Source organism: Pseudomonas sp. GW460-LB5 (assembly GCF_059423245.1).
Map to the genome: position 1 here is coordinate 375129 of NZ_JBWKXT010000001.1, position 24810 is coordinate 399938.

The window sequence follows — 24810 nt, forward strand, 5'->3', positions numbered from 1 at the left end:
TTACAATGAGCGTACTCGTTGGTAAGAAAGCCCCCGATTTCACCGTTCCAGCCGTGCTGGGCAATGGCGAGATCGTCGACAGCTTCAACCTGGCTTCGGCCATCAAGGGCAAGTACGGCCTGGTGTTCTTCTACCCGCTGGACTTCACCTTCGTCTGCCCGTCCGAGCTGATCGCCCTGGACAACCGCATCCCTGACTTCCAGGCGCGCAATGTCGAAGTGATCGGCGTGTCGATCGACTCGCACTTCACTCACAACGCCTGGCGTAACACCCCGGTCAACAACGGCGGCATCGGTCAGGTGAAGTACACCCTGGCTGCCGACATGACCCACGAAATCTGCAAAGCCTACGACGTAGAGTCCGAAGGCGGCGTGGCCTTCCGTGGCGCCTTCCTGATCGACACCAACGGTGTTGTACGCTCGCAGATCATCAACGACCTGCCACTGGGCCGTAACATGGACGAGCTGCTGCGCTTGGTCGACGCCCTGCAGTTCCACGAAGAGCACGGCGAAGTCTGCCCTGCCAACTGGAAAAAAGGCGACAAAGGCATGAACGCTTCGCCAGAAGGCGTTGCTGCCTACCTGAGCGAGAACGCCGGCAAGCTGTAATTGCCGCTCGCATAAAAAAACCGGCCCTCGTTGGCCGGTTTTTTTATGCCGTTCTGTGCCGGCCTCTTCGCGGGCGCGCCCGCTCCCTCCGATTCTCTGCATGCCTGACGGCAAAGGTGAACCTGTGGGAGCGGGCATGCCCGCGAATGCTTTTGCAGCTCAATCGTTGAAGTCGCGCCAGCCGCCCATCTCTTTCCAGCGGTTGACGATGCCGCAGAACAGCTCGGCCGTCTTCTCGGTGTCATAACGCGCCGAGTGCGCCTCACGCCCGTCGAAGTCGATGTCCGCGCTCTGGCAGGCACGCGCCAGCACGGTCTGGCCATACGCCAAGCCCGCGAGGGTAGCGGTGTCGAAGCTCGAAAACGGGTGGAACGGATTGCGCTTCAGGTCGTTGCGCGCCACCGCCGCATTGAGGAAGCCCAGGTCGAAGCTGCTGTTGTGGCCGACCAGGATCGCCCGCTTGCAGCCATTGGCCTTGAGTGCCTTGCGTACACCGCGGAAGATATCGGTCAGCGCGCTTTCCTCGCTAACAGCCATGCGCAGCGGGTGGTCCAGCTTGATGCCGGTGAACTCCAGCGCGGCGGCTTCGATATTGGCGCCCTCGAACGGTTCCACTCGGTGGAAGTAGGTGTGCTCGGGGAACAGGAAGCCTTTCTCGTCCATGCCGATCGTGACGGCGGCAATTTCCAGCAGCGCATCGGTGGCGCTGTTGAAACCACCAGTCTCCACATCCACCACCACCGGCAGGTAGCCGCGGAAGCGCTCGGCCATCGGGTGGCGCGAACCGCTGCTGCCCTGGGTGTCCATGTCGTCTTCGTAGAGGTCTTCGCTCACGCGTTTTCCTCCAGCAGGCGCCAACGTAGTTTTTCACCGGCGCGCAGCGGGATCACGGTCTGCTCGCCAAACGGCAGGCTGTCCGGGGCGGTCCATTCTTCACGCACCAGGGTAATGGTGTCGGTGTTCGCTGGCAGGCCGTAGAAGGCAGGACCGTGCAAGCTGGCAAAGCCTTCGAGCTTGTCCAGCGCGTTACGCTGTTCGAACGCTTCGGCGTACATTTCGATGGCCGCGTATGCGGTGTAGCAACCGGCGCACCCGCAGGCGGCTTCCTTGGCGTGACGGGCGTGCGGTGCCGAGTCGGTGCCCAGGAAGAACTTCGGGTTGCCGCTGGTGGCCGCGTCCAGCAGCGCCACCTGATGGGTGTTGCGCTTGAGGATCGGCAGGCAGTAGAAGTGCGGGCGAATGCCGCCAACCAGCATGTGGTTGCGGTTGTACAGCAGGTGCTGTGCAGTGATGGTCGCGCCGACGTTGGCCGGGGCCTCGGTGACGAACTGAGCGGCATCGCCGGTGGTGATGTGTTCGAACACCACTTTCAGCGTCGGGAAGCGCTCGACCAGACGACGCATGTGCTCGTCAATGAAGCGCTTCTCGCGGTCGAACACGTCGATCTCGCTGCGGGTTACTTCGCCATGCACCAACAGTGGCATGCCGACTTCCGCCAGCGCCTCGATGGCCGGGAAGATGTTGTCGATGCTGGTCACGCCCGAGTCGGAGTTGGTAGTGGCGCCGGCCGGGTACAGTTTGGCGGCGTACACGATGCCGCTGGCCTTGGCCGCGCGGACATCCTCGGGGCTGGTGCGGTCGGTGAGGTACAGCACCATCAGCGGCTCGAAGCGGCTGCCGGCAGGGCGGGCGGCCAGGATGCGCTCACGGTAGGCACTGGCCTCGTCGGCATTACGCACCGGAGGAACCAGGTTTGGCATGATGATGGCACGGGCAAAAGTGCGCGCCACGTCGCCAACGGTGTGGGGCAGGACGGCACCATCGCGCAGATGGATGTGCCAGTCGTCGGGGCGCAGGAGGGTCAGGCGATCGGACATTGGGGATTCCAGGCGGGTCGAACTCAAGCCCCAATGCTACCGGAAAAGCCTGGGGCGAGCACGGCTATCAAGTTTTCCGGCCGGCGTCCGATAGCCTGCAGGTAAGCCGTCAGAATTTGTGGAGCCGCCCGTGCGCCAGCGTTACCTCACCCTGTTGACCCTGTTCGCCAGCCTGCCGGCCGGCGCACTGACTTTTCAGACGCGCATGGAAAATATTGCCTGGAAGGTCGAGGGCGACCCGTTCGAGTGCCGTCTGATCCAGCCGATAGAAGGTTTTGGTAGCGGTGAGTTCGTGCGTCGGGCAGGTGAACAGCCCGTTTTTCAGCTACGTTCGGACAACAATGTACTGGGTGCAGGTACAGCCAGCCTGCTGGCGGCGGCGGCGCCGTGGCAGCCTGGGCGGGGTGATATCAACCTGGGCAACGTGCGGATGGCCCGCACCGGTGTGCTGTTCAGTTCTTCCCAAGGCCAGGCCAGCCGCCTGATCAACGGCTTGCTCGACGGGCGTAGCACAGTGGTGCGCAACTACACCGGTGAGGCCGGAAGGCCAATGGAGGTACGCGTTCTGCCGGTCAGCTTCGCCAAGGCCTACAGCGACTATCTGGTCTGTGCCGGCAAGCTGCTGCCTATGAATTATGATCAGGTGCGCCAGACCCAGGTGGGTTTCCCCGGGGGCGGCACCGAGCTGGACGCGTCGGCGCGTGCACGGCTGGATGTGATCCTGGATTACATCAAAGCTGACCCGACGGTGAACCACATCGAGCTCGACGGCCACTCCGACAACAGTGGCAACCGCCTGACCAACCGAGACCTGTCGCGCCGTCGTGCGCTGGCTGTGGCTGATTACTTCAAGGCCCATGGATTGACTGAAGAACAGATCACGGTGCGCTTCCATGGCGAGCAGTACCCGTTGGTGAAGAACAACAGTGCGGCCAACCGGGCACGCAATCGCCGGGTAAACATCGAGCTGGATCGGATTTCGGTGGTTGAGAAACCTGTGGAAAAACCGGCTGAGCCAGCGGCGCCTGCCGCCCCAGCACCAGCCAACCCGGCTGCTGCCGCGCCGGGGGCGAAGGCACCCTGAGATCGGGGGGGGGGCCTTCAGGTGTTTGCCACGACATTTCCAGCGCCTGTGAGATGGTCATGCATACCCCCGTCGCCCTTCCGACAGTTCTTGTCGCTTTGTCGTCAGAAGCTGTCGCCCCACTGTAAATTTTTCCGTAAGGCCGTTAGAATCGACCCCTTTCCGTACAACCCCGTGGAGTGATGGCATGGCGGACGTAAAAAAGGTCGTACTGGCGTATTCCGGCGGCCTTGATACTTCGGTGATTCTCAAGTGGCTGCAGGATACCTATAACTGCGAAGTGGTGACCTTCACCGCTGACCTGGGTCAGGGCGAAGAGGTCGAGCCGGCCCGTGCCAAGGCCCAGGCAATGGGTGTTAAAGAGATTTACATCGACGATCTGCGCGAAGAGTTCGTGCGTGATTTCGTGTTCCCGATGTTCCGCGCCAACACCGTCTACGAAGGTGAGTACCTGCTGGGTACTTCCATTGCCCGCCCGCTGATCGCCAAGCGCCTGATCGAAATCGCCAACGAAACCGGCGCTGACGCCATTTCCCATGGCGCTACTGGCAAAGGCAACGACCAGGTTCGTTTCGAACTGGGTGCATACGCCCTGAAACCAGGCGTCAAGGTTATCGCCCCGTGGCGTGAGTGGGACCTGCTGTCCCGCGAAAAACTGATGGACTACGCCGAAAAGCATGGCATTCCGATCGAGCGCCACGGCAAGAAGAAGTCGCCGTACTCGATGGACGCCAACCTGCTGCACATCTCCTACGAAGGCGGTGTCCTGGAAGATACCTGGACCGAGCACGAAGAAGACATGTGGCGCTGGAGCGTCTCGCCTGAGAATGCCCCGGACCAGGCCACCTACATCGAGCTGACCTACCGTAACGGTGACATCGTTGCCATCGACGGCGTCGACAAGAGCCCAGCCACCGTTCTGGCCGATCTGAACCGTATCGGTGGTGCCAACGGCATCGGCCGCCTGGACATCGTCGAGAACCGTTACGTCGGCATGAAGTCGCGTGGCTGCTACGAGACCCCTGGCGGTACCATCATGCTCAAGGCCCACCGTGCCATCGAGTCGATCACCCTGGACCGCGAAGTCGCTCACCTGAAAGATGAGCTGATGCCGAAGTACGCCAGCCTGATCTACACCGGTTACTGGTGGAGCCCGGAGCGTCTGATGCTGCAGCAGATGATCGACGCCTCCCAGGTCAACGTGAATGGCGTAGTGCGCCTGAAGCTGTACAAGGGCAACGTCACCGTGGTCGGCCGCAAGTCGGACGACTCGCTGTTCGATGCCAACATCGCCACCTTCGAAGAAGATGGCGGCGCGTACAACCAGGCGGACGCTGCCGGCTTTATCAAGCTGAACGCTTTGCGCATGCGCATTGCTGCCAACAAGGGCCGTTCGCTGCTCTGATTGCTGGCGCGTGTCTTGAAAACCCCGGCTTAGGCCGGGTTTTTTTATGTCCTCAGAAAAGTTTGGGCATTCAGTGCTCGTCGTTCACGACGTGGCCATCAAGTGCACTGATGGACAGCTGCGCACATTGACGTCTGTCCAGGTTGCAAAAGCGCCAGGTTCGCGCCGGTAGGGGAGGTTGGGCAAGTGCAGAAAGCAGTTGCTGCTCCATCATGCGATTGGCGTCGGGGCCGGAAAACATGAATGTGACAGGCTCCCCTTGAACTGCTTCGCGGGCACCGTCGGCCATTGCAGGCGTGGCCACGCTATTTTCAGCCAGCGTGGTGCCGTTCGCCGCCCTGTCGGATGATGGACTGTAGAACGACTTGTAGTTGAAATTGAGCGTCAGGAAGAACAGCGCAGTCAGAAAGAATGGGAAACCCACCAGAAACCAGGTGTAGAGCTTCTGGCTAGACTCGCTAAGAAACGGAAGTGTGGCAAGGGCAGAGGCTTCGATTATCCCCGCGAAGATGGCAATGATCGTCAGCGGGGCGACAGGTTGTGCTTGGGTCATTTGGGCCGTCTCCAGCAGTTTTAGCCATCTTTACCTACCGTTGCGCTCAACTAAATACCGGATTGATTTCCGGGCGAGGAATAATCGCCAATTAGCCTGATAGCTCCGACTTTTCACCTTTTTCGAATTGGCTCTTTCTTCAATTGAGCGTCAGTTTTCAACTGGTGCGCACCTGCAGCCCAATGCTACCGTCAGTTTGGGAATAAAGATTTTAGTTGTTACAACTATCGCCGTTATTTGTAGGAAATTTCTCTAACTTATGTAGGTTTCATCTGCTCATGAGTTTCGCCGAGAATTCGCCGCGCCATCGGGCGCCCTGTCGGTTATCGTGGCGTGCCAAAGCAAAAATAATGAATCAATGGATATCGCATGAATAAAGTGCTTATCGTGGATGATCATCCGGTCATACGCCTGGCCGTGCGCATGCTGATGGAGCGGCATGGGTACGACGTCGTGGCGGAGACCGACAATGGGGTGGCTGCACTGCAACTCACTCGGCAACACTTGCCGGATATCGTGGTGCTCGACATTGGAATCCCCAGGCTGGATGGCCTGGAGGTTATTGCGCGCATGGCCACTTTCAGCCCAGGCAGCAAGGTGCTGGTGCTGACGTCGCAGGCTCCCGGCAACTTCTCGATGCGCTGCATGCAGGCGGGGGCATCGGGTTACGTCTGCAAGCAGCAGGAACTCACCGAGCTCCTGAGCGCTATCAAGGCCGTGTTGTCGGGTTACAGCTACTTCCCCAATCAGGCCCTCCATGCGTCGCGTGGCAGGGGAGGGGGGAGCGAGACGGATATGGTAAACCGTCTCTCGGCGCGCGAGATGACGGTGTTGCAACAGCTGGCGCGGGGGCGCTCGAACAAGGAAATTGCCGACAGCATGTTCCTCAGCAACAAGACGGTCAGCACCTACAAGTCCCGCCTGTTGCTAAAGCTCAATGCGCGGTCACTGGTTGACCTGATCGAGCTGGCGCAGCGGCAAGGGCTCAACTGACTGCCGGCCCGCAAAGCCTCCATTCAGGAGGCTTTGCCAGTGCTCCGCAGCCGCACTACAGGTCGTAGTCGAAATCGGCCAGCTGCTTTTGCAGGCGCCGTTCTTCCAGCATGTTGTCGATGGTGCGGCGTTTGCTCAGGTTGGTCTTGGCGATCTCCACCTGGGGTTCCGCTTCATCTTCTGTGGCAACAAAATCATCTTCGATCGACAGTTCGTCTTTATCGGTGCTCATGAGTCGCTCCAAGCCAAGGGGCCATTGGCCGTCCTTATAACCATAAAGCAGACGCCGGTAAAAAAGATTTTTTCAATCGCTCGAGTGGTTTCAAGCTATCGGCTCAATCGTCGCTGGTCTTATGCTTGTATTCGCACAAGTCCTCGATCCGGCAACTGCCACACCTTGGCTTGCGTGCCTGGCAGACATAGCGCCCGTGCAGGATCAACCAGTGATGGGCATCGAGCAGGTAATCCTTTGGCACGAACTTGACCAGTTTCTTCTCTACCTCCAGCACCGTCTTGCCTGGCGCAATGCCTGTGCGGTTGCTGACCCGGAAGATATGGGTATCCACGGCCATGGTTGGTTGGCGGAATGCAGTATTGAGCACCACGTTGGCGGTCTTGCGGCCAACGCCGGGCAGTGCCTCCAGGGCTTCGCGGGTCTGCGGCACCTGGCTGCCGTGCTGCTCTATCAGCATGCGGCAGGCTTCGATGACGTTCTTGGCCTTGCTGTTGTAAAGCCCGATGGTCTTGATGTATTCGCTCAGGCCCTCAACGCCCAGGGCATAGATGGCCTCCGGGGTGTTGGCGACAGGGAACAGGCGGGCGGTGGCCTTGTTGACGCCGACGTCGGTGGATTGCGCGGACAGCGTCACGGCGACCAGCAGTTCGAACGGCGTGGTGTAGGCCAGTTCGGTCTTCGGGTCGGGGTTGTCTTCGTGCAGCCTGCGAAAGATCTCCAGGCGTTTGGCGGCATTCATGAAATCAGCGCTTTCCTTGACGACGTGGGTGGGCGGGGCCCGGACGCAGGCGATTGTACAAGGCCAGCAGCAGTCCGAGCAGTAGCAGTGCGCCGGGGGCCAGGCTGGCCAGGTGCAGGCCGGCCAACTGGGCCAACCCTTGGCGGCTGGCACCGAGCAGCAGGCAGATGGCAAGCATGGCACCAAGGTGCCTGACCAGCAGGCGCCAGCGCCCCTGGCTGGGTAGCAGGTGGTCGTAAACCAGGCATTGCAGGCAAAGCAGCGCAGGATAGTGGCCCAGGGCAATGGCCAGTGGCAGTAGCCACGCACGCAGGGCCAGTTGCAGGCAACTGGCCAGGGCGGCCAACAGCAGCAGGCTTGCCAGCATGTACGCCCAGGTGGCCAGCCGCTGGCGCAAGGGTGCCAGCAGTAATTGGTGCAGCGTGCTCATCAGTATCGCGCACACGCCAATGGCGGCGCCCTCTCGCAGTGTGCCGGTGGCGCCAAGCACGGGCACAAGGCTTGCGGCCAGCCAGTAGACGCTATTCATGCGTGGGGGCCTCCAGCAGCAAGTTGCGCTGCTCATCGAAATAGCTCAGGCCTTCCTGCAACGCTGTGATCACTGCCCGTGAAGTCACGGTTGCGCCGGCCAGTTGGTCAAAGTCACCGTGGTCCCGCTTCAGCGCCCAGTGGTCGCCCAGCTGACGGTTGGCAAACTGCCCCAACCAGTGCACCTGCGGGTCTCCCAGGCGTGCGCCCAACCCTGGGGTTTCCTGCTGCTCGACCACTTGGCTACCGATCAGGCGGCCGTCTGTGCCGATGGCAATGCTCAGCACGATCGGCCCGGCATACCCTTGGGCTTGGGTGATCAGGATGATGGCGGTTGGCTCGCCTGCTCGCGTTGCGCGGTAAGCTGCCAGGATACGACTGTTTGGCCGCTGTGCGGCGGGCATGGCCAGGGGGGTGTCCAGTGGCTGGTTGTCGTAACTGCCTTCAGGCAGCACCGCCAGCCGCTGGCGGCTTTGCAGTTGCTTCTCGGCGCTGGCGACGGCAGTACTGGTCCATTGTCGCCATGCCAGTGTGACAGACACAGCCAGTGCCACGGTTAGCAGCAGCAGGCCTGCATCCCGCGCCAGGCGGCTCATCGGGTGGCCTGCTGATGCAGCAGGGCCAGGCGCTCAAGGCTCGGTGCCATGAGGTTCATCAGCAGGATGGCGAAAGCTGTGCCATCCGGGTAGCTGCCCCAAGTGCGAATCAGGTAGATCAGCAGCCCTGCTCCTAAGCCGAAGCCCAGCTTGGCCCACTCATTTTTTGGGCCGGAGACGGGCTCGGTGGCAATGAAGAACGCCGCCAGCATGGTCGACCCGGAGAACAGGTGCAGCAAAGGTGAGCCATTGGAATCCGACCCCGAACCGTTCCAGCCCAACAAACTGAACACGAACAGCCCTGCCAGCAAGCCCGCGGGCGCATGCCAGCTGATCACCTTGCGCTGCAGCAGGAACAGGCCGCCGAGCAGGAACGCCAGGTTGGCCCATTCGCTTTCCCTCCCGCCAATACTGCCAAAACCTGGGTGACTGGCGAATAGCTCATCAATGGTGAGGCTGCGGTTGTGGCGCAGGCCATCGAGCAGCGTAGGGCTGGCCCAGGCATCAATGTGCTCGCTACCCGCAAATGCCTGCTGCAGGCTTTCCATCAGGCCCGGTGCAGGCCCCGGCCAATGGTTCATGTGCAACGGGAAGCTCAGCAGTACAAAGGCATAACCGACCATGGCCGGGTTGAACAGGTTGCGGCCGACACCGCCAAAGGCCTGTTTGCCGATACCGATGGCAACGCTTGTGGCGACCACCGGCAACCACCATGGCGCCAGGGTAGGAAGTGCGCACGCCAGCAACACAGCGGTCACCAGAGCGCTGCAGTCGTCTAACGCCGGCTTCAGTGCTTGCCCGCGCATTGCCAGCAGCAGGGTTTCGCACAGCAAGGCGGCGCTGGTGCAGAGCAACAGGTTCACCAGAAAACCCCAGCCATGGAGCCACAGCAGCGTCAGCAGGCCAGGTACGCAGGCCAGCAAGACCAGGCCCATGCTGGTGCGTAGTCGCGGGTCAGGGCTGGTATTCATTGCGCAAACAACCCATTGAAACCGGAAAACGCCATGGCCATTACCCCGGCACCGATCAATTCGATGGGCAGGCCGCGCAGTACGCCGGGGATATCGGCATGGGCACTGCGCTGGCGCAGGTCGGCGAGCAAGGCCAGCGCCAGCCAGAAGCCGCCACCGCCCAGCAGGCCTAGCAGCAGTGTGGCTGGCCAGGTGCTGTCGTCGCTGGCCAGCCGCAGCGCCAGCCCCAGCGCTGCGCTGTTACTCAAGAGCAGTGCTGGCAACCCCGTTACGGGCCAGTTCGGGCGCCATTTGGCCAGCAGCCATGGCACGCCCCAGGCGAGCAGCGCCAGCCAGGGCAACAATACGAAAAGGGCAAGGTCGTGGATGTGCAATGGAGCAAGCACCCCTCGCACCAGCAACTGAGCACCGATCACGCCCAGCGCAATGCATAGCGCGCAGGCCAGGCCATGCACATGCAGGTGCAGCCTGGAGACTGATGGTTGCAGCAGGCACAGGTGATTGACCAGCGCGGCGCTGATCAGGACCAGGATGTAGTCGCTCATGAGATGACGATAGCCGGGAATCATGGTGATTGTCCGGCAATCAAGGCGCAGAGGGAACTGCCCCGGCACAAAGGCCGGGGCAGGGCTGTTACTTGATGCGCTGGCCTGGCTTGGCGCCGCTGTCCGGGCTCAGCAGGTAGATTTCTTCACCGCCAGGGCCGGCCGCCATGACCATGCCTTCGGACACGCCAAAGCGCATCTTCCGTGGCTTGAGGTTGGCTACCATCATGGTCAGGCGGCCTTCCAGCTTGGACGGGTCAGGGTAAGCCGACTTGATACCGGAGAACACGTTACGGCGCTCGTCACCGATGTCCAGGGTCAGTTGCAGCAGCTTGTCGGCACCTGCCACCGCTTCGGCCTTGACGATCAGTGCCACGCGCAGGTCAACGGCAGCGAAGGTGTCGAATTCGATTTCTGCCGACAGTGGGTCCTTGCTCAGCTCGCCGTTACCCGCCGGGGCCTTGGCTTCGGCGGCCAGCAGGTCCTCCTTGCTGGCTGCGACCATGGCTTCGACCTTGGCCGGTTCGATGCGGCTCATCAGTGCCTTGAACGGGTTCAGCTGGTGGTTTTCCAGGCGCGACTGGTGGTCGTTCCAGGCCAGCGGGGCAACGTTGAGGAAGGCCTCGGCGTCGGCGGCCAGCACGGGCAGCACGGGCTTGAGGAAGATCACCAACTGACGGAACAGGTTGATGCCCTGGGCGCAGATGGCCTGTACTTCATCCTGCTTGCCTTCCTGCTTGGCCAGCGACCACGGTGCTTTGTCGGCGATCCAGGCGTTGGCGCGGTCGGCCAGCGCCATGATCTCGCGCATGGCGCGGCCAAAATCGCGGCCTTCGTAGGCTTCGGCAATCGACGGGGCAGCGGCCAGGAAGGCCTCGGTCAGCTCCGGTGCGGCATCGCCGGCCACCATCACGCCTTCATTGCCTTTGTGGATGAACCCGGCGCAGCGGCTGGCGATGTTGACCACCTTGCCCACCAGGTCGGAGTTGACCTTCTGCACGAAGTCTTCCAGGTTCAGGTCCAGGTCGTCGACGCCACGGCCCAGCTTGGCCGCGTAGTAGTAACGCAGGTATTCCGGCTGCAGGTGGTCAAGGTAGGTGCGGGCCTTGATGAAGGTGCCGCGGGACTTGGACATCTTGGCGCCGTTTACGGTCAGGTAGCCGTGCACGTTGACCGCAGTCGGCTTGCGGAAACCGGCGCCTTCGAGCATGGCAGGCCAGAACAGGGCGTGGAAGTTGACGATGTCCTTGCCGATGAAATGGTACAGCTCGGCCTTGGAGTCTTCTTTCCAGAAGGCGTCGAAGTCCAGCTCGGGGCGGCGTGCGCACAGGTTCTTGAAGCTGGCCATGTAGCCGATTGGCGCGTCCAGCCATACGTAGAAGTACTTGCCTGGTTCGCCCGGGATTTCGAAGCCGAAGTACGGCGCGTCACGGGAGATATCCCACTCCTGCAGGCCGGAGTCCAGCCATTCGGCGAGTTTGTTGGCCACGGCGTCCTGCAGGGTGCCGCTGCGGGTCCACTGCTGCAGCATCGCCTGGAAGTCTGGCAGCTTGAAGAAGAAGTGCTGTGAATCACGCAGTACCGGGGTGGCCCCGGAAATCGCCGACTTGGGGTTCTTCAGCTCGGTGGGCGCGTAGGTCGCGCCGCATTTTTCACAGTTGTCGCCGTACTGGTCTTCGGCCGCGCACTTGGGGCAGGTGCCCTTGATGAAGCGGTCGGCCAGGAACATGCCCTTTTCCGGGTCGAAGTACTGGGTTACCGAACGGGTGGCGATGTGCCCGGCTTCACGCAGGCGCGTGTAGATCAGGCTCGACAGTTCGCGGTTTTCTTCGCTGTGGGTGGAGTGGAAGTTGTCGAACTCCACCAAAAAGTCGGCGAAGTCGCCGCTGTGCTCGGCCTGGACGTTGGCGATCAGCTGTTCCGGGGTGATGCCTTCTTTTTCGGCGCGCAGCATGATGGCCGAGCCATGGGCGTCGTCGGCGCACACGTAGATGCACTGGTTGCCGCGCATTTTCTGGAAGCGTACCCACATGTCTGTCTGGATGTACTCGAGCATATGGCCAAGATGGATGGATCCATTGGCATAGGGCAAGGCGCTGGTGACGAGAATCTGACGTGGCTCGGACATGGTGGCTCGGCTACTTATCTGGCGACGGGGTAAAAATAAGGATGATCGGCCACTATAAAGGGCTGGCGAAGATATTTCACCCCGCATGCGCATCTGCTGACGATTGACGGGTTAGGATAGGCGCCTGTTCTACATCAAGTTTGCCAATGGGAGTCTCCATGAGTGCCGTCACCCGTGCCGCCGTTGAAGGCGTGCTTCGCCAGTACACCGACCCCTATCTGAACCAGGACCCGGTCAGCGCCGGTTGCGTGCGCGCCATCGATATCCAGGGCGGTCAGGTCAGCGTGCAGTTGCAGTTGGGGTATGCCGCCGGGCTGTTCAAGAACGGCTGGGCCCAGGTGCTGCAGACCGCCATCGGCAACCTCGAGGGCGTCAGCAGCGCCCAGGTGTCGATCGATTGCCAGGTGGCCGCGCACAAGGCCCAGGCCCAGGTACCGGCCATGGCCAACGTCAAGAACATCGTCGCCGTGGCCTCGGGCAAGGGTGGGGTGGGCAAGTCGACCACCGCGGCCAACCTGGCCTTGGCCTTGGCCCGCGAAGGCGCGCGGGTGGGTATTCTCGATGCCGACATCTACGGCCCAAGCCAGGGCGTGATGTTCGGTATTGCTGAAGGCACCCGCCCACAGATCCGTGACCAGAAGTGGTTTGTGCCGATCAAGGCCCATGGTGTGGAAGTCATGTCCATGGCGTTCCTCACCGACGACAACACGCCGATGGTCTGGCGAGGCCCGATGGTCTCCGGTGCGCTGCTGCAACTGGTGACCCAAACCGCCTGGGACGACCTGGATTACCTGGTGATCGACATGCCGCCGGGTACCGGCGATATCCAGCTGACGCTGGCGCAGAAAGTGCCGGTGGCCGGCTCTGTGATCGTCACCACTCCGCAGGACCTGGCGTTGCTGGATGCCAAGAAGGGCGTGGAGATGTTCCGCAAGGTCAACATCCCGGTGCTCGGCGTGGTCGAGAACATGGCCGTGCATATCTGTTCAAACTGTGGTCATGCCGAGCATCTGTTCGGCGAAGGCGGTGGTGAGAAGCTGGCGAGCCAGTATGGCGTCGACCTGCTGGCCTCGCTGCCGTTGTCGATGCTGATCCGCGAGCAGGCCGACAGCGGTAAGCCCACGGCGATTGCCGAGCCGGAAAGCCAGATTGCCATGGTCTATCAGGAACTGGCCCGCCAGGTGGGTGCACGCATCGTACTGCAGGAAGCAGCCGCACCGGCGATGCCGAGCATTACCATCAGCGAAGACTGACGCATTTCCTGTGGGAGCGGCCTTGTGCCGCGAAAGGGCCGCAAAGCGGCCCCGGCAATATGTGGTTGGATCACCTATCTTGGGGGTGCTTCGCACCCCTTTCGCGACACAAGGCCGCTCCTGCACAGGCATAAAAAAACCCGCCAGAAGGCGGGTTTTTTTGAAAGCTAGGAAGCGAGATCGACTTAGGCGATCTGAACTTCTTCAGCCTGCATGCCTTTCTGGCCGCGGGTAGCGACGAAAGTAACAGCCTGGCCTTCTTTCAGGGTTTTGAAGCCGTCAGCTTGGATGGCTTTGAAGTGCACGAACAGGTCGTCACCCGACTGAGGGGTGATGAAGCCGTAGCCTTTCTCATCGTTGAACCACTTAACGGTACCGGATTGGCGATTGGACATTTTTCTGTCTCCTTGGACAATTTAATAACGGTCAGGAAAAACCCTGCCCGGGACTGAGCGCAAAGAGAGCAGAAAATTCAGCGATGGGCCGATCAGGATCGTGCATCAAACTAGAGATTCTCGGTGTCACGTGCAGCACAGTGGCGTCACCTTACCCCACTTTCCGCAACCTGCCAATGGTCTGGAGAAGCTTTAGGCAAATTCGGATCGACGGCGGCTGCAGCCTCCGCCCGGCGCGGGATGCGGCATAGAACTTTAACCTGCGCGCCGGGACCGGTAAGATGCGCCTCACGATTTTTACCACGCAACTCTTCAGGACACCCCCGCCATGAGCATCAAATCGGACAAGTGGATTCGCCGCATGGCGCAGGAACACGGCATGATCGAACCGTTCGTCGAGCGCCAGGTGCGCGGCGAACAGGACAGCCGGGTCATTTCCTTCGGTGTTTCCAGCTACGGCTACGACGTGCGCTGCGCCGACGAATTCAAGGTTTTCACCAATATCAACTCGGCCACCGTCGACCCCAAAAACTTCGACGCCGGCAGCTTTGTCGATATCAAGAGCGACGTGTGCATCATCCCGCCGAACTCCTTCGCCCTGGCCCGCACTGTCGAGTATTTCCGCATTCCGCGTGACGTGCTGACCATCTGCCTGGGCAAGAGCACCTACGCCCGTTGCGGCATCATCGTCAACGTCACCCCGCTCGAGCCCGAGTGGGAGGGCCACGTGACGCTGGAGTTCTCCAACACCACCACGCTGCCGGCGAAAATCTACGCCAACGAAGGCGTGGCACAGATGCTGTTCCTGCAGTCGGACGAAGAGTGTGAAGTGTCCTACAAGGACCGTGGCGGCAAATACCAAGGCCAGCGCGGCGTTACCCTGCCACGTACCTGAACCGACAAACGCGGGGAATTACCCGTGGCTTTGGCACTCCAACGCTGTAATGCCGATGCGCATGATGCGCATCGGCTTACGTCAGGAGCAGCCAATGAAACTCCATCCCGCAATCAGTGCCAAGCTGGCAGGCCTGCAGCCCAACCACGTCGGGTTGTTGCCCTGGTCACTGCTGGCGCACCCGCTGCCGATGCAGGCGGGGGGCGTGCCGCACCAGCCTGGTCCCGATACGCCACAGCCCCCGCAGCCAGGCGATACACCTCCTATGGAGCCAGGTGAACCCACCTTGCCTGACGAGCCGCCTCCGGCGCCTGTCGCCTGAGCGCATTTACACCGGCCAGACGCGCCCCGCGCCAGACAGGTAGATCTTGCTGGCGTCGGCTGGCGTAATTTCCCAGCCACCGGTGAATTCACCAAATGCCGGCAGCAGGCTCACGCGGGCATCGATCAGGAAGCAAGGCAGGCGCAGTCGTTGGCGAGCCTTGCCGCGCAGGACGAAGACCGGGTGAACATGGCCTGCCAGCACCGGATGGGTGGGGTGTGGTTGAGGTTCGTGCTGTAGCGCGAACGGTTCCAGTAGCCAAGGTTCATCTTGCACTTCAATGCGCAGCGAAGCGGGGGGATCGCCTGCGTTGCGATCATGGTTGCCGCGTATCAGGACTATTTGCAGATTTGCATGCCGTTCCCGCCAATCATGCACCTTGGCCAGTGTCGCCGGGGCGCGTGCCGTTCGGGCATGCAGAAAATCGCCCAGAATGATCAGCAGCTCACAGTCATAAGCCCCCAGCAGGCTATCAAGCCGCGCGAGTGTGGCCTGTGTGGTGCCGCGTGGTACCGGCTGATGGAGGGCGCGGTAGCTGGCGGCCTTGCCGATGTGCACGTCTGCTACCAGCAGAGCGCGGCGGGCAGGCCAGTAGATGGCTTTGTCGGGGAGCAGCCAGAGCGTTTGGCCACAGTGGGTGATGGGCTGATGATTCATGGTTCAGTCGGGCCCATTGACGCAGCGCTTTCCAGCTCAGCCACCATTCGCGCAATCCGGTCCGCCAGTTTTTCGGTGCTCAGCGTCTCGCGCATGCCTTCCACGAGCAACGCAAATGCCAACGGTCCCGGCCGCTTCAACATACGCAGGTCCAAGCGCAGGCTGCCCATTTTCAGCAATTGCTGATGCAGCCGGTCAATTTCCAGCTCCTCTCTCAGCACCTCGTCCCGCGCCTGGCCCAGTAGCAGGTTGTCAGCGTCATGCTTGCGGAAAACCTCGTAGAACAGCCCACTGGATGCCTGGATCTGCCGGGTACTTTTCTGTGCTGCCGGGTACCCGCCAAAAACCAGCCCGGCGATCTGGGCGATCTCACGAAAACGCCGCAACGCCATTTCTCCCGCATTCAGGCTGGCCAATACATCCTCCAGCAGGTGTTCGGTAGCAAGCGCCTGCGGCAAGTACGCTGCCCAGTCCACGGTGCCAGGGCTGAGCAGCTCGAACCCATAATCGTTGACGGCAATCGATACCGACAGCGGCTGCACGCGGCTGACCCGCCACGCAATCAGGTTGGCCAGGCCCAGATTGGCCATGCGCCCGGCAAACGGGTAAAGGAACAGGTGCCAACCCTGGCGGGATTTGAACGTCTCGGCCAGCAGCGTGCCTGTCGTGGGCAACGCCGACCATTGAGCCTGTAGCGCCAGCAGCGGGCGCACCGCGCGCATCTCTGGGCCCTCGAAGCGCTCATGGGCTGCGGCATCGAGTTGTTCAACCAGCGCGTCGGCCAGTTCGCTGGAGAGCGGCATGCGCCCGCCATTCCAGCGCGCCACCGCAGCCTTGCGCGCAGTACTGCGACGCACATAGGCCGTCATGTTTTCCACCCGTACCAGTTCCAGCACTCGCCCGCCAAATACCAGCGTATCGCCCGGGCGCAGGCGGGCGATGAACGCTTCTTCGACACTGCCCAGCGTTTTGCCCCCGCCGCCCTTGCTCCAGTATTTCAACTGCAGGTGGGCATCACTGACAATGGTGCCGATGCCCATGCGGTGACGGCGCGCCAGGCGTTCACTGGCCACGCGATAGGTGCCGTCCTCCTGGCGTTCAACACGCTGGTAATCAGGGTAGGCGCTGAGTGAGCCTCCGCCGTGGCAGACGAAGTCCAATGCCCATTGCCACTGGTTGTCGCGCAACTCGGCGAACGCCCAGGTGCTGCGCACTTCGGACAGCAATTGTTCTGCGCGAAAACCACTGCCCAAGGCCATGCTGACCAGGTGCTGCACCAGGACGTCCATGCACAGGCGTGGCGAGAAGCGCGCTTCAATGTGCCCGGCTGCCAGTGCCTGGCGGGCTGCTGCTGCTTCCACCAGTTCCAGGCTGTGAGTAGGCACCAGGGTTATTCGCGAGCGACGCCCCGGTGCATGACCGGAGCGACCGACCCGCTGCATCAGGCGGGCAATACCCTTGGCCGAGCCGATCTGCAGCACCCGCTCCACCGGTAAAAAGTCCACGCCAAGGTCCAGGCTGGACGTACAGACCACTGCCTTCAGGCTGCCCTGCTTGAGGCTGCGCTCGACCCAGTCACGGGTGTCCCGGGCGAGCGAGGCATGGTGCAGGGCAATCAGCCCGGCCCAATCGGGGCGGGCGTCAAGCAGGGCCTGGTACCACAGTTCGGCCTGGGCACGGGTGTTGGTAAATACCAGGCAACTGGCACTGGCGTCGATCTCATGGCTGACCTGCTCGAGCATCTTGAGGCCCATGTGCCCGGCCCAGGGGAAGCGGTCAATCGCCGCCGGCAGCAGGGTATCAACCTGCAGCGCCTTGTCCTGGCGGCCCTGCACCAGCAGGCCACCTTGTGGCAGGAGTACCTCCAACGCGTGTTGCAGGTTGCCCAGCGTGGCAGAGAGACCCCAGGTGGGCAGCCCGGGGTGCCACCGGCGCAGGCGGGCGAGGGCCAGTTGCAGTTGTACCCCGCGCTTGTTGCCCAGCAGTTCGTGCCATTCATCCACCACCACCAGGCGCAGCGTGGCGAAGTCTTCGCGGGCCTGTGCCCGGGTCAATAGCAAGGTGAGGCTTTCGGGGGTGGTCACCAGTACACTGGGCAGGCGCCGTGCTTGCCGGGCGCGTTCGGCGCTGCCAGTGTCGCCGCTGCGCACCCCTATGCTCCAGGGCAGCTCGAGCTCATCAACGGGCGCTTGCAAGGCACGGGCAGTGTCGGCGGCCAGGGCTCGCATGGGTGTCACCCATACCACCTGCAGAGGTACAGGTTGGCGGCCCTGTGGCAGGGCCTTGAACGCACGTAGCGCGGCGAGCCATACCGCGTAGGTCTTGCCTGCGCCGGTACTGGCATGTAACAGGCCAGACTCGCCACGTTCCACGGCTGCCCAGACACGTCGCTGGAAAGCGAACGGCTTCCAGCCGCGTTTGGCGAACCAGGCATTGGCAAGGTCAGTGGCGGTGGGCATGAGGCAGTGGTCCGTCCAAGGTTGTGCTTCTACAGACCAGCCGCCAGTGGCAATGGTTTTACCGAATCAGTTGCCCAGCAGATAGCCGCTGCGGCATACCTGCTCGCCGGCCACATGGGCGATGACCATGCCCGCGGTTGCCATGCGCCGCACGCTGCGGGCGTACAACAGGCCTGGCTGGCTGTTGCGTACGGCGGTCACCCGGTCGCTGAGCGGGTCGATGATTTCTGCGATCAACTGACCGGCTTCCAGGTGCTGCCCTGGTTTGGCGTGATACACCAGCAAACCGCCCAGTGGCGTCGACACCGGCTCGACAGCAGCCAGCGCAGTGGCGGGGTTGAGCAAGGCCGGCAAGGCGGGGCTGGTGCCCTCGATAACACCCGCGTGGGTCAGGAAGTCGATTATCGCCTGGCAATCCTGGCTGGCCAGGTCATGGCTGACATCGGCCTGGCCACGCAGTTCGACAGTCACCGAGCAGCAGCCCAGCGGGATAGGGAAGCGCTTGCCGAAGCGTTGCTGCAACTGCCACCAGACCAGGCTGAAGCATTCGTCGAACGACTGCCCGCCTGAGTCGGTGGCCAGCAGGCTGGCCTGGGCGCCCAGGTAGCGGGCCAGCGGCTCGATCTGCTGCCAGGCGTCGGGCGTGGTGTACAGGTGCTCGACCGCCTCGAAATCGCAATGCAGGTCCAGCACCATGTCGGCGTCGCAGGCCAGGCGCTGCAGGATCAGGCGCTGGGCCTGCAGGGGCGTGCGGGCCGGGTGTGCCTCCAGCCCTCGGCGCAGGTATTCGCGAATCAGCGCAACGTTATGCACCGGGTCCTGAGTCAGGTGTGTTTCGATCTGGTCGCCAATGGTGTCCGACAGGTCGACGAAGTTGCGGTTGAAGTTTTCGCCGCTTTGCAGTTCGAAGCGCCCCAGTGGCGCATCCAGCAGCACTTGTTCCAGGCCGACCGGGTTGGCCACCGGTACCAGGACGATTTCACGCTGCAGGCGGCCCTGTTGTTCAAGTGCCATCAAGCGGTGTTTGAGGTGCCAGGCCACCAGCATGCCTGGCAGCTCGTCGGCGTGCAGCGAGGCCTGGATATAGACCTTGCCGCCACCACGGGGGCCGAAGTGAAAGCTGTGCAGTTGGCGGGTGATGCCCGGAACGGGTGAGAGCAGGTCGTGGGTTGAATGGTGCATGGCGGTCCTGGATGCGTGGCGAATACGGTCTGCGACACGGGTCGGCTCAAAGATAGAAGCATAATTTTTGGCCTTGCGCCTGCATCGCTTTCGCTCCGTTGATCGCGCTGGCTTCTTCGCGGGCCAGAATTGCCTCAGGCCAGCAATGCCTGCAAGGTTGCCAGGTCATCCGCCTCTTCCACCGGCTTGTCCAGCCGCCAACGCAGCATGCGTGGAAAGCGCACGGCGATGCCGCTTTTGTGGCGCTTCGATAAAGCGATGCCTTCAAAGCCCAGTTCGAACACCAGCGTCGGCGTCACGCTGCGCACCGGGCCGAAGGTTTCCACCGTGGTCTTGCGAATAATGGCGTCGACCTTGCGCATTTCTTCGTCACTGAGGCCGGAGTAGGCCTTGGCAAAGGGCACCAGTGCGCGGCCCGGTGTGCCGGCCGGTGCATCCCATACGGCAAAGGTATAGTCGCTGTACAGGCTGGCCCGCCGACCGTGGCCGCGCTGGGCGTAGATCAGCACGGCATCGACGCTGAACGGGTCGATCTTCCACTTCCACCAGGTGCCCATGTCCTTGGTGCGCCCCACGCCGTACAGGGCTTCACGCTGCTTGAGCATCAGGCCCTCGACACCCAGGCTGCGTGATTGCTCGCGCTGGCGGGCGAGGTCAGCCCAGTCGGGGCCTTCGAGCAGGGGCGAAAGCAGCACCGGGGCCAGTGGGTGGTCTTGTACCAACTGTTCCAGCTGCCGGCGGCGTTCGTGCTGCGGCCGGTTGCGCCAGTCCTCGCCTTGCCACTCCAGCAGGTCGTAGGCTTGCAGTACCACCGGTGCATCGCTCAGCAATTTCTTGCCCAGTGTCTTGCGGCCGATGCGCTGCTGTAGCAAAGCAAAGGGCTGTACCGCCAGTTCAGCGGGGGTATCGCCTGGCTTCCATACCAGGATTTCACCATCCAGCACGACGCCATCGGGTAACGTCTGCGCCAGGCTGTGCAGCTCGGGGAAGCGATCGGTGACCAGCTCCTCACCACGCGACCAGACCCACAGCTGGCCTTCTCGTTTGACCACCTGGGCGCGGATACCGTCCCATTTCCACTCGATTTGCCAGGCGCTAGGTGGCCCGAGCAGTGCGTCGAACTGTTCGGTTGGCGCTTGCAGCGGGTGCGCCAGGAAGAACGGGTAGGGCAGGCCGCCGCGCTGGCTGTGTTCATCGGCCGACTCGGCGGCAATCAGCTTTTCATAGCTGGCGGGCGTGGGGCGGTGACTGATATCGGTGTAGCCGACCATCCGCTGGGCGACGCGTTTGGCGTCCAGCCCGGCCAGTTGCGCCAGGGCACGGGTGACCAGCAGCTTGGACACGCCTACGCGAAAACTGCCAGTGATCAGTTTCAGGCACAGCATCAGGCTGGGGCGGTCCAGCTGCGCCCACAGCGGCTGCAGGCGCTGTTGAGCCTGCTCTGGTGGTAGCCCGCGCAGGGGCAGCAAGTACTGCTCCACCCAGGTGGCAAGGCCTTCATCGCTGCCCTCGGCATGGATGGGCAACAACAGCGAAATGGTTTCGGCCAGGTCACCCACTGCCTGATAACTTTCTTCGAAGAGCCAGTCCGGTAACCCGGCCCTGGCCATTGCCTGTTCGCGCAACAGGCGAGTGGGCACCAGCTGGCGTGGGCGTCCGCCGGCCAGAAAGTACACGGCCCAGGCCGCATCTGCGGCGGGAGCACTGGCGAAATACTCGCGCAGCGCCTCTAGCTTGGCGTTGCTGGAAGTGGTCGCATCCAGGCGCAGGTACAACGTGGCGAAGGCTTTCATAGTGTGGGTTCGGTAGTGATAACGTCGTCCTCGTCGCCGTATTCGGTGGCGAAGGCGCGGGCATCAAGGCCTTGCTCGTTGAGGTAGCGCACCAGCACGTTGACCGAGCCGTGGGTGACCATCACCCGTTCGGCGCCCGTCTGGCCGATGGCCCACAGCAGGCCGGGCCAATCGGCATGGTCCGAGAGCACGAAGCCCCGGTCTACGCCGCGGCGCCGGCGGGTGCCGCGCAGCAGCATCCAGCCACTGGCGAACGCATCGCTGTAGTCGCCGAAGCGGCGCATCCAGCTGCTGCCGCTGGCCGAGGGGGGCGCCAGGACCAGCGCCTGGCGCAGCAAAGGGTCGTTGCGCGGTATATCGCCGGCATAGCGCGTTTCCGGCAGGTGTACGCCGGCGTCCCGGTATACCCGGTTGAGGGGTTCGACGGCGCCATGAACGAGGATCGGGCCGAGGCTGGGGTCCAGCCCATGCAGAATCCGCTGGGCCTTGCCGAAGGCGTAGCAAAACAGCACGCTGGCCTTGCCCTGTTCGCTGTTGGCCCGCCACCAGGCATTGATGCCGGCGAAGATGTCGGCCTGGCTGGGCCAGCGGTAGATTGGCAGGCCAAAAGTGGATTCGGTGATGAAGGTGTGGCACGGCACCGGTTCGAAGGGTGTACAGGTGGCATCGGGCTCAACCTTATAGTCACCTGAGGCGACCCAGACTTGGCCCTGATGCTCCAGGCGCACCTGCGCCGAGCCCAGCACATGGCCGGCCGGGTGCAGGCTCAGGGTCACGCCATGGTGTACCAGGCGCTCGCCGTAAGGCAGGGTCTGCAAGTTGATGTCTTGGCCCAGGCGGCTACGCAGGATGCCGGCGCCGGGGCTGGCGGTCAGATAATGGCCATTGCCGGTGCGTGCATGGTCACCGTGGCCATGGGTGATCACAGCGCGGTCCACGGGCCGCCAAGGGTCTATGTAGAAATCACCGGGCGGGCAGTAGAGGCCTTCGGGGCGGGCGATGACGAGGTCCATGGCATGGGCGCCGGTTTGGAGTTACCAGTTAGGAGCCATGCTGGAGAGAGGAAGTTCGACCGAGAATGGTTGGGGCTGCCAAGCAGCCCCGAAAAAGGCGATGGCGTTTATTTGCCGGGCACCAACGTGAGCCGCGGGTTGCCATATGCCCTGCCAAAATTCTGCGGCTGTAGCGGCAGGTTCATGAAGCGCCCTTTGAACCACGCATCCAGCCCGTCACTGTAATGTGCGCTGGCCGGGTTGCCCGACTGCCCGCTGCTGGTCAGCACCTGCAAAGGTTCGGCCTGGCCGAAGTCGACGATCATCCGCGCCGAGGCCGGCAGGCGGGTGTCGAAGTCGCTGCCCCAGGCGTACGGCGTGAGTGCCAGGGTAGTGAGGTCGCCGCCTGCCGCCAGCGGCGAACGGCTGGTGGCATCGCCCAAACCATGATAGGCCGGTGCCGGCCAGCGGTATTGGTGCAGCTTGCCCCACTGCCAGGCGCGGCGGTCTGCGCCCAGTTGTGCGGTGCCGGCATCCACCGCGCCAGCCAGGCTGCGGGCGAGGATGGTGGGCTTGTCTTCTTTCTGCGGGGTGCTGCGGTCATCCCAGAACGGGCTGTCATCGCGACCGAGCAAGTGATCGGCCTGCGCCGAGAAGGACAACCGTGCATTGTTGACGAAGGCCTGCCAGGCCGGGCCGGACTCCGGGCCAAGGTCGTCGAGGAACGTCTGTCGTGCCACTTCCTGAAGGAACAGCTCATACAGCGCTGCATCAGCCGACACCGTGCTTAGACGGCCGTCGAACGCCTTGAGCCGGGCCAGCGCACCTTTGGCCTTGTCGCGCTGGGCGGCGGGCAGCGCATCGATCGCCTGCTTCAGTGGCTGGGCCATGCCGGGGGCATCGAACATCTGCTTGAGCTTGCCGGCCAGCAGGGTCACCTGGTCGTTCTGCATTGCCATCAGGCTGCGGCTGTCGTGGCGGCCATTGCCGGCCAGCTGGGCCAGGCGCTCAGCGCGTTCCGGGTAATACCAGGTGCTGGACAGCTGCATGCCATAGCCTCGCGGCAGGCTGCGCTGGTTGGCGTGGCCGATCCAGCCGGCAGGTGGGTCCTGGTCGTAGGGGTGCAGCATCGGGTCGGCATAGCCGTCCCAGTCATAGCGCCCGTCCCAGCCGGGCGAGGGCAGCAGGCCCTGGCCTTCACGGCGATTGGGGTAGCGGCCGCTGACCTGCCAGCCGATGTGTTCAGGTTCGGCGAAGACGAAATTGAGGGCAGCAGCAGTCACTTCACGGGTACTGTCGAAGGCGCGCTCCACGTTCTTGGCCCGGGTCAGGTCAAACAGCGCATCCAGGCTGCGGTCGCCCTTGAACTGCGGCAGGTTCAGCGCCAGGCCCAGGCCGGCGTTGTCGGGTTGGGCCAGCAGGGTGCCGTGGCGGGTGTCGTACATCACCTCGCGCAGCGGGCGCTGGCCACGGACAAAGAAGGTTTCGCTACGGGCGCGGGCCGGCAGCCAGTTGCCATCGGCCAGGTAACTCAGCTGGTTGCCCTGACGTCGCAGTTGCTCCAGGTACAAGTCCTGGTTGTCGGCCATCACGGCGCTGCTGCTCCAGGCCAGCTTGCCGTTGTAGCCGGCCAGCACGATTGGCAGGCCGGGTAACGACAGGCCGGCGACCTGGTACTTGCCAGTGTGGATTTGCACCGGGCTCAGGGCCCAGGCGGCACGGCTGTCGCTGGCCAGCAGGCTCTTGCCACTGCGGCTGCGCTGCGGCCCCAGCGCCAGGTTGGCCGAGCCCGGGCTGCCGAGCAGGCCAAGGTCGGCCAGTTTCTGGCTGGCGGCCGCCAGTGCGTGAAGGCCCGGCAGCTGGCTGGCCAGGTTCAGGCCCTTGAGCTTGTCCACTTCGCCTTGAGCCAGTGGCTCATCCGGGGCGCCGGGCAGCAGCCAGGCCAGTTTGTCACTGCCGGCCTTCTCTGCCAGGGTCAGGGCGCTCAGTTCTTCCTGCAGGTTCACCGACTGGCTGAACGCGTACAGGCAGAAGATCAGCGCCGAGTCCTCAGGCTTCCAGTATTCGGGGCGATAGCCACTGTTGGCCAGACCGGCCGGCAACTTGTCGCGGTAGCGGAACAGGTAGGCGTTGACCCCGCGTGCATACACTTCGAAGAAGCGCTTGAGCCGTGGCGATGCGTCGGCGTATTGCTGGGCGGCGCTCTGCTTGAGGTTGGCAGCGCGCATCAGGCGGTCGATGTCCAGCGCGTCGCTGCCGGCCAGTTCGGCCAGGCGACCCTGGGCGAGCAGGCGCATGGCAACCATCTGTTCGATGCGGTCGCCGGCGTGCACATAGCCCAGACTGAACAGCGCATCATGGAAGCTGCTGCTTTCGATCAGCGGCGTGCCCATGGCGTTGCGGCGCACCGAGACGTTTTGCGCCAGGCCCTTGAGTGGCTGCACGCCGCTGGTCGGTGGCACGCTGTCCTGGTGGCCGCCCGTCTGGCAGCCGGCCAGCCCGAGCATACCGAGCAGCGTTGCGGCGGTTGCAAACCGCAGGCGTAAGGGAGGAAAGGCGGGGGCGGCCATGACAAGGGCTCCTGCAAGGCGAGGCGGGTT

Annotated in this window: 24 protein-coding genes; 7 read left to right on the forward strand and 17 right to left on the reverse strand. The window is 62.8% G+C overall.

Going from position 1 to position 24810, the window contains the following annotated elements:
• The first annotated feature begins 5 nt into the window (after positions 1 to 5).
• Positions 6 to 608: a peroxiredoxin gene (locus AC07XM_RS01715; protein ID WP_012273884.1), complete on the forward strand. Its 603-nt coding sequence runs from the start codon at positions 6 to 8 to the stop codon at positions 606 to 608.
• A 159-nt stretch (positions 609 to 767) separates the two neighbouring features.
• On the opposite strand, the gene rnt is transcribed toward AC07XM_RS01715, so the two are convergent.
• The gene (gene rnt / locus AC07XM_RS01720; protein WP_217435874.1) at positions 768 to 1415 is read right to left on the reverse strand and encodes a ribonuclease T; all 648 of its coding nucleotides are present in this window, start codon (positions 1413 to 1415) and stop codon (positions 768 to 770) included.
• Positions 1416 to 1438: 23 nt separating this feature from the next.
• A complete protein-coding gene (gene pyrC, locus AC07XM_RS01725) occupies positions 1439 to 2485 on the reverse strand; it encodes a dihydroorotase (protein WP_016488778.1) in 1047 nt (348 codons plus the stop codon).
• Positions 2486 to 2615: 130 nt separating this feature from the next.
• Between pyrC and AC07XM_RS01730 the strand changes: the two genes are divergently transcribed.
• Together AC07XM_RS01730 and AC07XM_RS01735 are read left to right on the forward strand one after the other, a co-directional pair.
• Complete coding sequence (locus AC07XM_RS01730; RefSeq protein WP_102688899.1) at positions 2616 to 3569, forward strand: flagellar protein MotY; 954 nt, start codon at positions 2616 to 2618, stop codon at positions 3567 to 3569.
• 187 nt (positions 3570 to 3756) lie between these two features.
• Positions 3757 to 4974 carry an argininosuccinate synthase gene (locus AC07XM_RS01735; RefSeq protein ID WP_016488776.1) on the forward strand — a complete coding sequence of 406 codons (1218 nt, stop codon included), beginning with the start codon at positions 3757 to 3759 and terminating at the stop codon, positions 4972 to 4974.
• A 70-nt stretch (positions 4975 to 5044) separates the two neighbouring features.
• Here AC07XM_RS01735 and AC07XM_RS01740 read toward each other — a convergent pair whose 3' ends face one another.
• Positions 5045 to 5527 carry a hypothetical protein gene (locus AC07XM_RS01740; RefSeq protein ID WP_016488775.1) on the reverse strand — a complete coding sequence of 161 codons (483 nt, stop codon included), beginning with the start codon at positions 5525 to 5527 and terminating at the stop codon, positions 5045 to 5047.
• Positions 5528 to 5896: 369 nt separating this feature from the next.
• Here AC07XM_RS01740 and AC07XM_RS01745 point away from each other — a divergent pair, with 369 nt between their 5' ends.
• Positions 5897 to 6520 (forward strand): response regulator transcription factor, encoded by a 624-nt coding sequence (locus AC07XM_RS01745; RefSeq protein ID WP_016488774.1) that lies wholly within the window; start codon positions 5897 to 5899, stop codon positions 6518 to 6520.
• A 55-nt stretch (positions 6521 to 6575) separates the two neighbouring features.
• On the opposite strand, the gene AC07XM_RS01750 is transcribed toward AC07XM_RS01745, so the two are convergent.
• The 7 genes from AC07XM_RS01750 to metG form a co-directional block, all read right to left on the reverse strand.
• Positions 6576 to 6752, reverse strand: a complete 177-nt coding sequence (locus AC07XM_RS01750; RefSeq protein WP_016488773.1) for a PA3496 family putative envelope integrity protein — start codon at positions 6750 to 6752, stop codon at positions 6576 to 6578.
• 103 nt (positions 6753 to 6855) lie between these two features.
• Positions 6856 to 7494 carry an endonuclease III gene (gene nth, locus AC07XM_RS01755; RefSeq protein WP_016488772.1) on the reverse strand — a complete coding sequence of 213 codons (639 nt, stop codon included), beginning with the start codon at positions 7492 to 7494 and terminating at the stop codon, positions 6856 to 6858.
• 4 nt (positions 7495 to 7498) lie between these two features.
• The gene (locus AC07XM_RS01760) at positions 7499 to 8023 is read right to left on the reverse strand and encodes an Rnf-Nqr domain containing protein (protein ID WP_016488771.1); all 525 of its coding nucleotides are present in this window, start codon (positions 8021 to 8023) and stop codon (positions 7499 to 7501) included.
• Positions 8016 to 8618, reverse strand: a complete 603-nt coding sequence (locus tag AC07XM_RS01765) for an RnfABCDGE type electron transport complex subunit G (RefSeq protein ID WP_016488770.1) — start codon at positions 8616 to 8618, stop codon at positions 8016 to 8018. Before AC07XM_RS01765 ends, AC07XM_RS01760 begins: the two co-directional genes overlap by 8 nt.
• Entirely contained in the window at positions 8615 to 9589 is a 975-nt protein-coding gene (locus AC07XM_RS01770; protein ID WP_023048366.1) for an RnfABCDGE type electron transport complex subunit D, read from the reverse strand. The genes AC07XM_RS01765 and AC07XM_RS01770 overlap by 4 nt, the downstream gene beginning before the upstream one ends.
• Entirely contained in the window at positions 9586 to 10134 is a 549-nt protein-coding gene (locus AC07XM_RS01775; protein ID WP_060520019.1) for an Rnf-Nqr domain containing protein, read from the reverse strand. Before AC07XM_RS01775 ends, AC07XM_RS01770 begins: the two co-directional genes overlap by 4 nt.
• Positions 10135 to 10222: 88 nt before the next feature.
• Positions 10223 to 12262 (reverse strand): methionine--tRNA ligase, encoded by a 2040-nt coding sequence (gene metG, locus AC07XM_RS01780; RefSeq protein WP_060520022.1) that lies wholly within the window; start codon positions 12260 to 12262, stop codon positions 10223 to 10225.
• 158 nt (positions 12263 to 12420) lie between these two features.
• On the opposite strand from metG, the gene apbC reads away from it, so the two are divergent.
• Positions 12421 to 13515 (forward strand): iron-sulfur cluster carrier protein ApbC, encoded by a 1095-nt coding sequence (gene apbC / locus AC07XM_RS01785; protein ID WP_016488766.1) that lies wholly within the window; start codon positions 12421 to 12423, stop codon positions 13513 to 13515.
• Positions 13516 to 13700: 185 nt separating this feature from the next.
• On the opposite strand, the gene AC07XM_RS01790 is transcribed toward apbC, so the two are convergent.
• Entirely contained in the window at positions 13701 to 13910 is a 210-nt protein-coding gene (locus AC07XM_RS01790) for a cold-shock protein (RefSeq protein ID WP_016488765.1), read from the reverse strand.
• A 328-nt stretch (positions 13911 to 14238) separates the two neighbouring features.
• Between AC07XM_RS01790 and dcd the strand changes: the two genes are divergently transcribed.
• Together dcd and AC07XM_RS01800 are read left to right on the forward strand one after the other, a co-directional pair.
• Positions 14239 to 14805: a dCTP deaminase gene (dcd, locus tag AC07XM_RS01795; protein WP_003258001.1), complete on the forward strand. Its 567-nt coding sequence runs from the start codon at positions 14239 to 14241 to the stop codon at positions 14803 to 14805.
• A 94-nt stretch (positions 14806 to 14899) separates the two neighbouring features.
• On the forward strand, positions 14900 to 15127 hold the full coding sequence (locus tag AC07XM_RS01800) for a hypothetical protein (RefSeq protein ID WP_102688898.1): 228 nt from the start codon (positions 14900 to 14902) through the stop codon (positions 15125 to 15127).
• A 6-nt stretch (positions 15128 to 15133) separates the two neighbouring features.
• Here the strand turns inward: AC07XM_RS01800 and pdeM are convergent, their stop codons facing one another.
• The 6 genes from pdeM to AC07XM_RS01830 form a co-directional block, all read right to left on the reverse strand.
• Entirely contained in the window at positions 15134 to 15784 is a 651-nt protein-coding gene (gene pdeM / locus AC07XM_RS01805; protein WP_023048370.1) for a ligase-associated DNA damage response endonuclease PdeM, read from the reverse strand.
• On the reverse strand, positions 15781 to 18243 hold the full coding sequence (locus AC07XM_RS01810; protein ID WP_102688897.1) for a ligase-associated DNA damage response DEXH box helicase: 2463 nt from the start codon (positions 18241 to 18243) through the stop codon (positions 15781 to 15783). The genes pdeM and AC07XM_RS01810 overlap by 4 nt, the downstream gene beginning before the upstream one ends.
• 66 nt (positions 18244 to 18309) lie before the next feature.
• Positions 18310 to 19425, reverse strand: a complete 1116-nt coding sequence (locus AC07XM_RS01815; RefSeq protein ID WP_024717445.1) for a succinylglutamate desuccinylase/aspartoacylase family protein — start codon at positions 19423 to 19425, stop codon at positions 18310 to 18312.
• 134 nt (positions 19426 to 19559) lie between these two features.
• A complete protein-coding gene (locus AC07XM_RS01820; RefSeq protein WP_016488760.1) occupies positions 19560 to 21218 on the reverse strand; it encodes an ATP-dependent DNA ligase in 1659 nt (552 codons plus the stop codon).
• Entirely contained in the window at positions 21215 to 22231 is a 1017-nt protein-coding gene (locus AC07XM_RS01825) for a ligase-associated DNA damage response exonuclease (RefSeq protein WP_016488759.1), read from the reverse strand. The genes AC07XM_RS01820 and AC07XM_RS01825 overlap by 4 nt, the downstream gene beginning before the upstream one ends.
• 107 nt (positions 22232 to 22338) lie before the next feature.
• Entirely contained in the window at positions 22339 to 24780 is a 2442-nt protein-coding gene (locus AC07XM_RS01830) for a penicillin acylase family protein (protein ID WP_102688896.1), read from the reverse strand.
• Between the last annotated feature and the right edge of the window lie 30 nt (positions 24781 to 24810).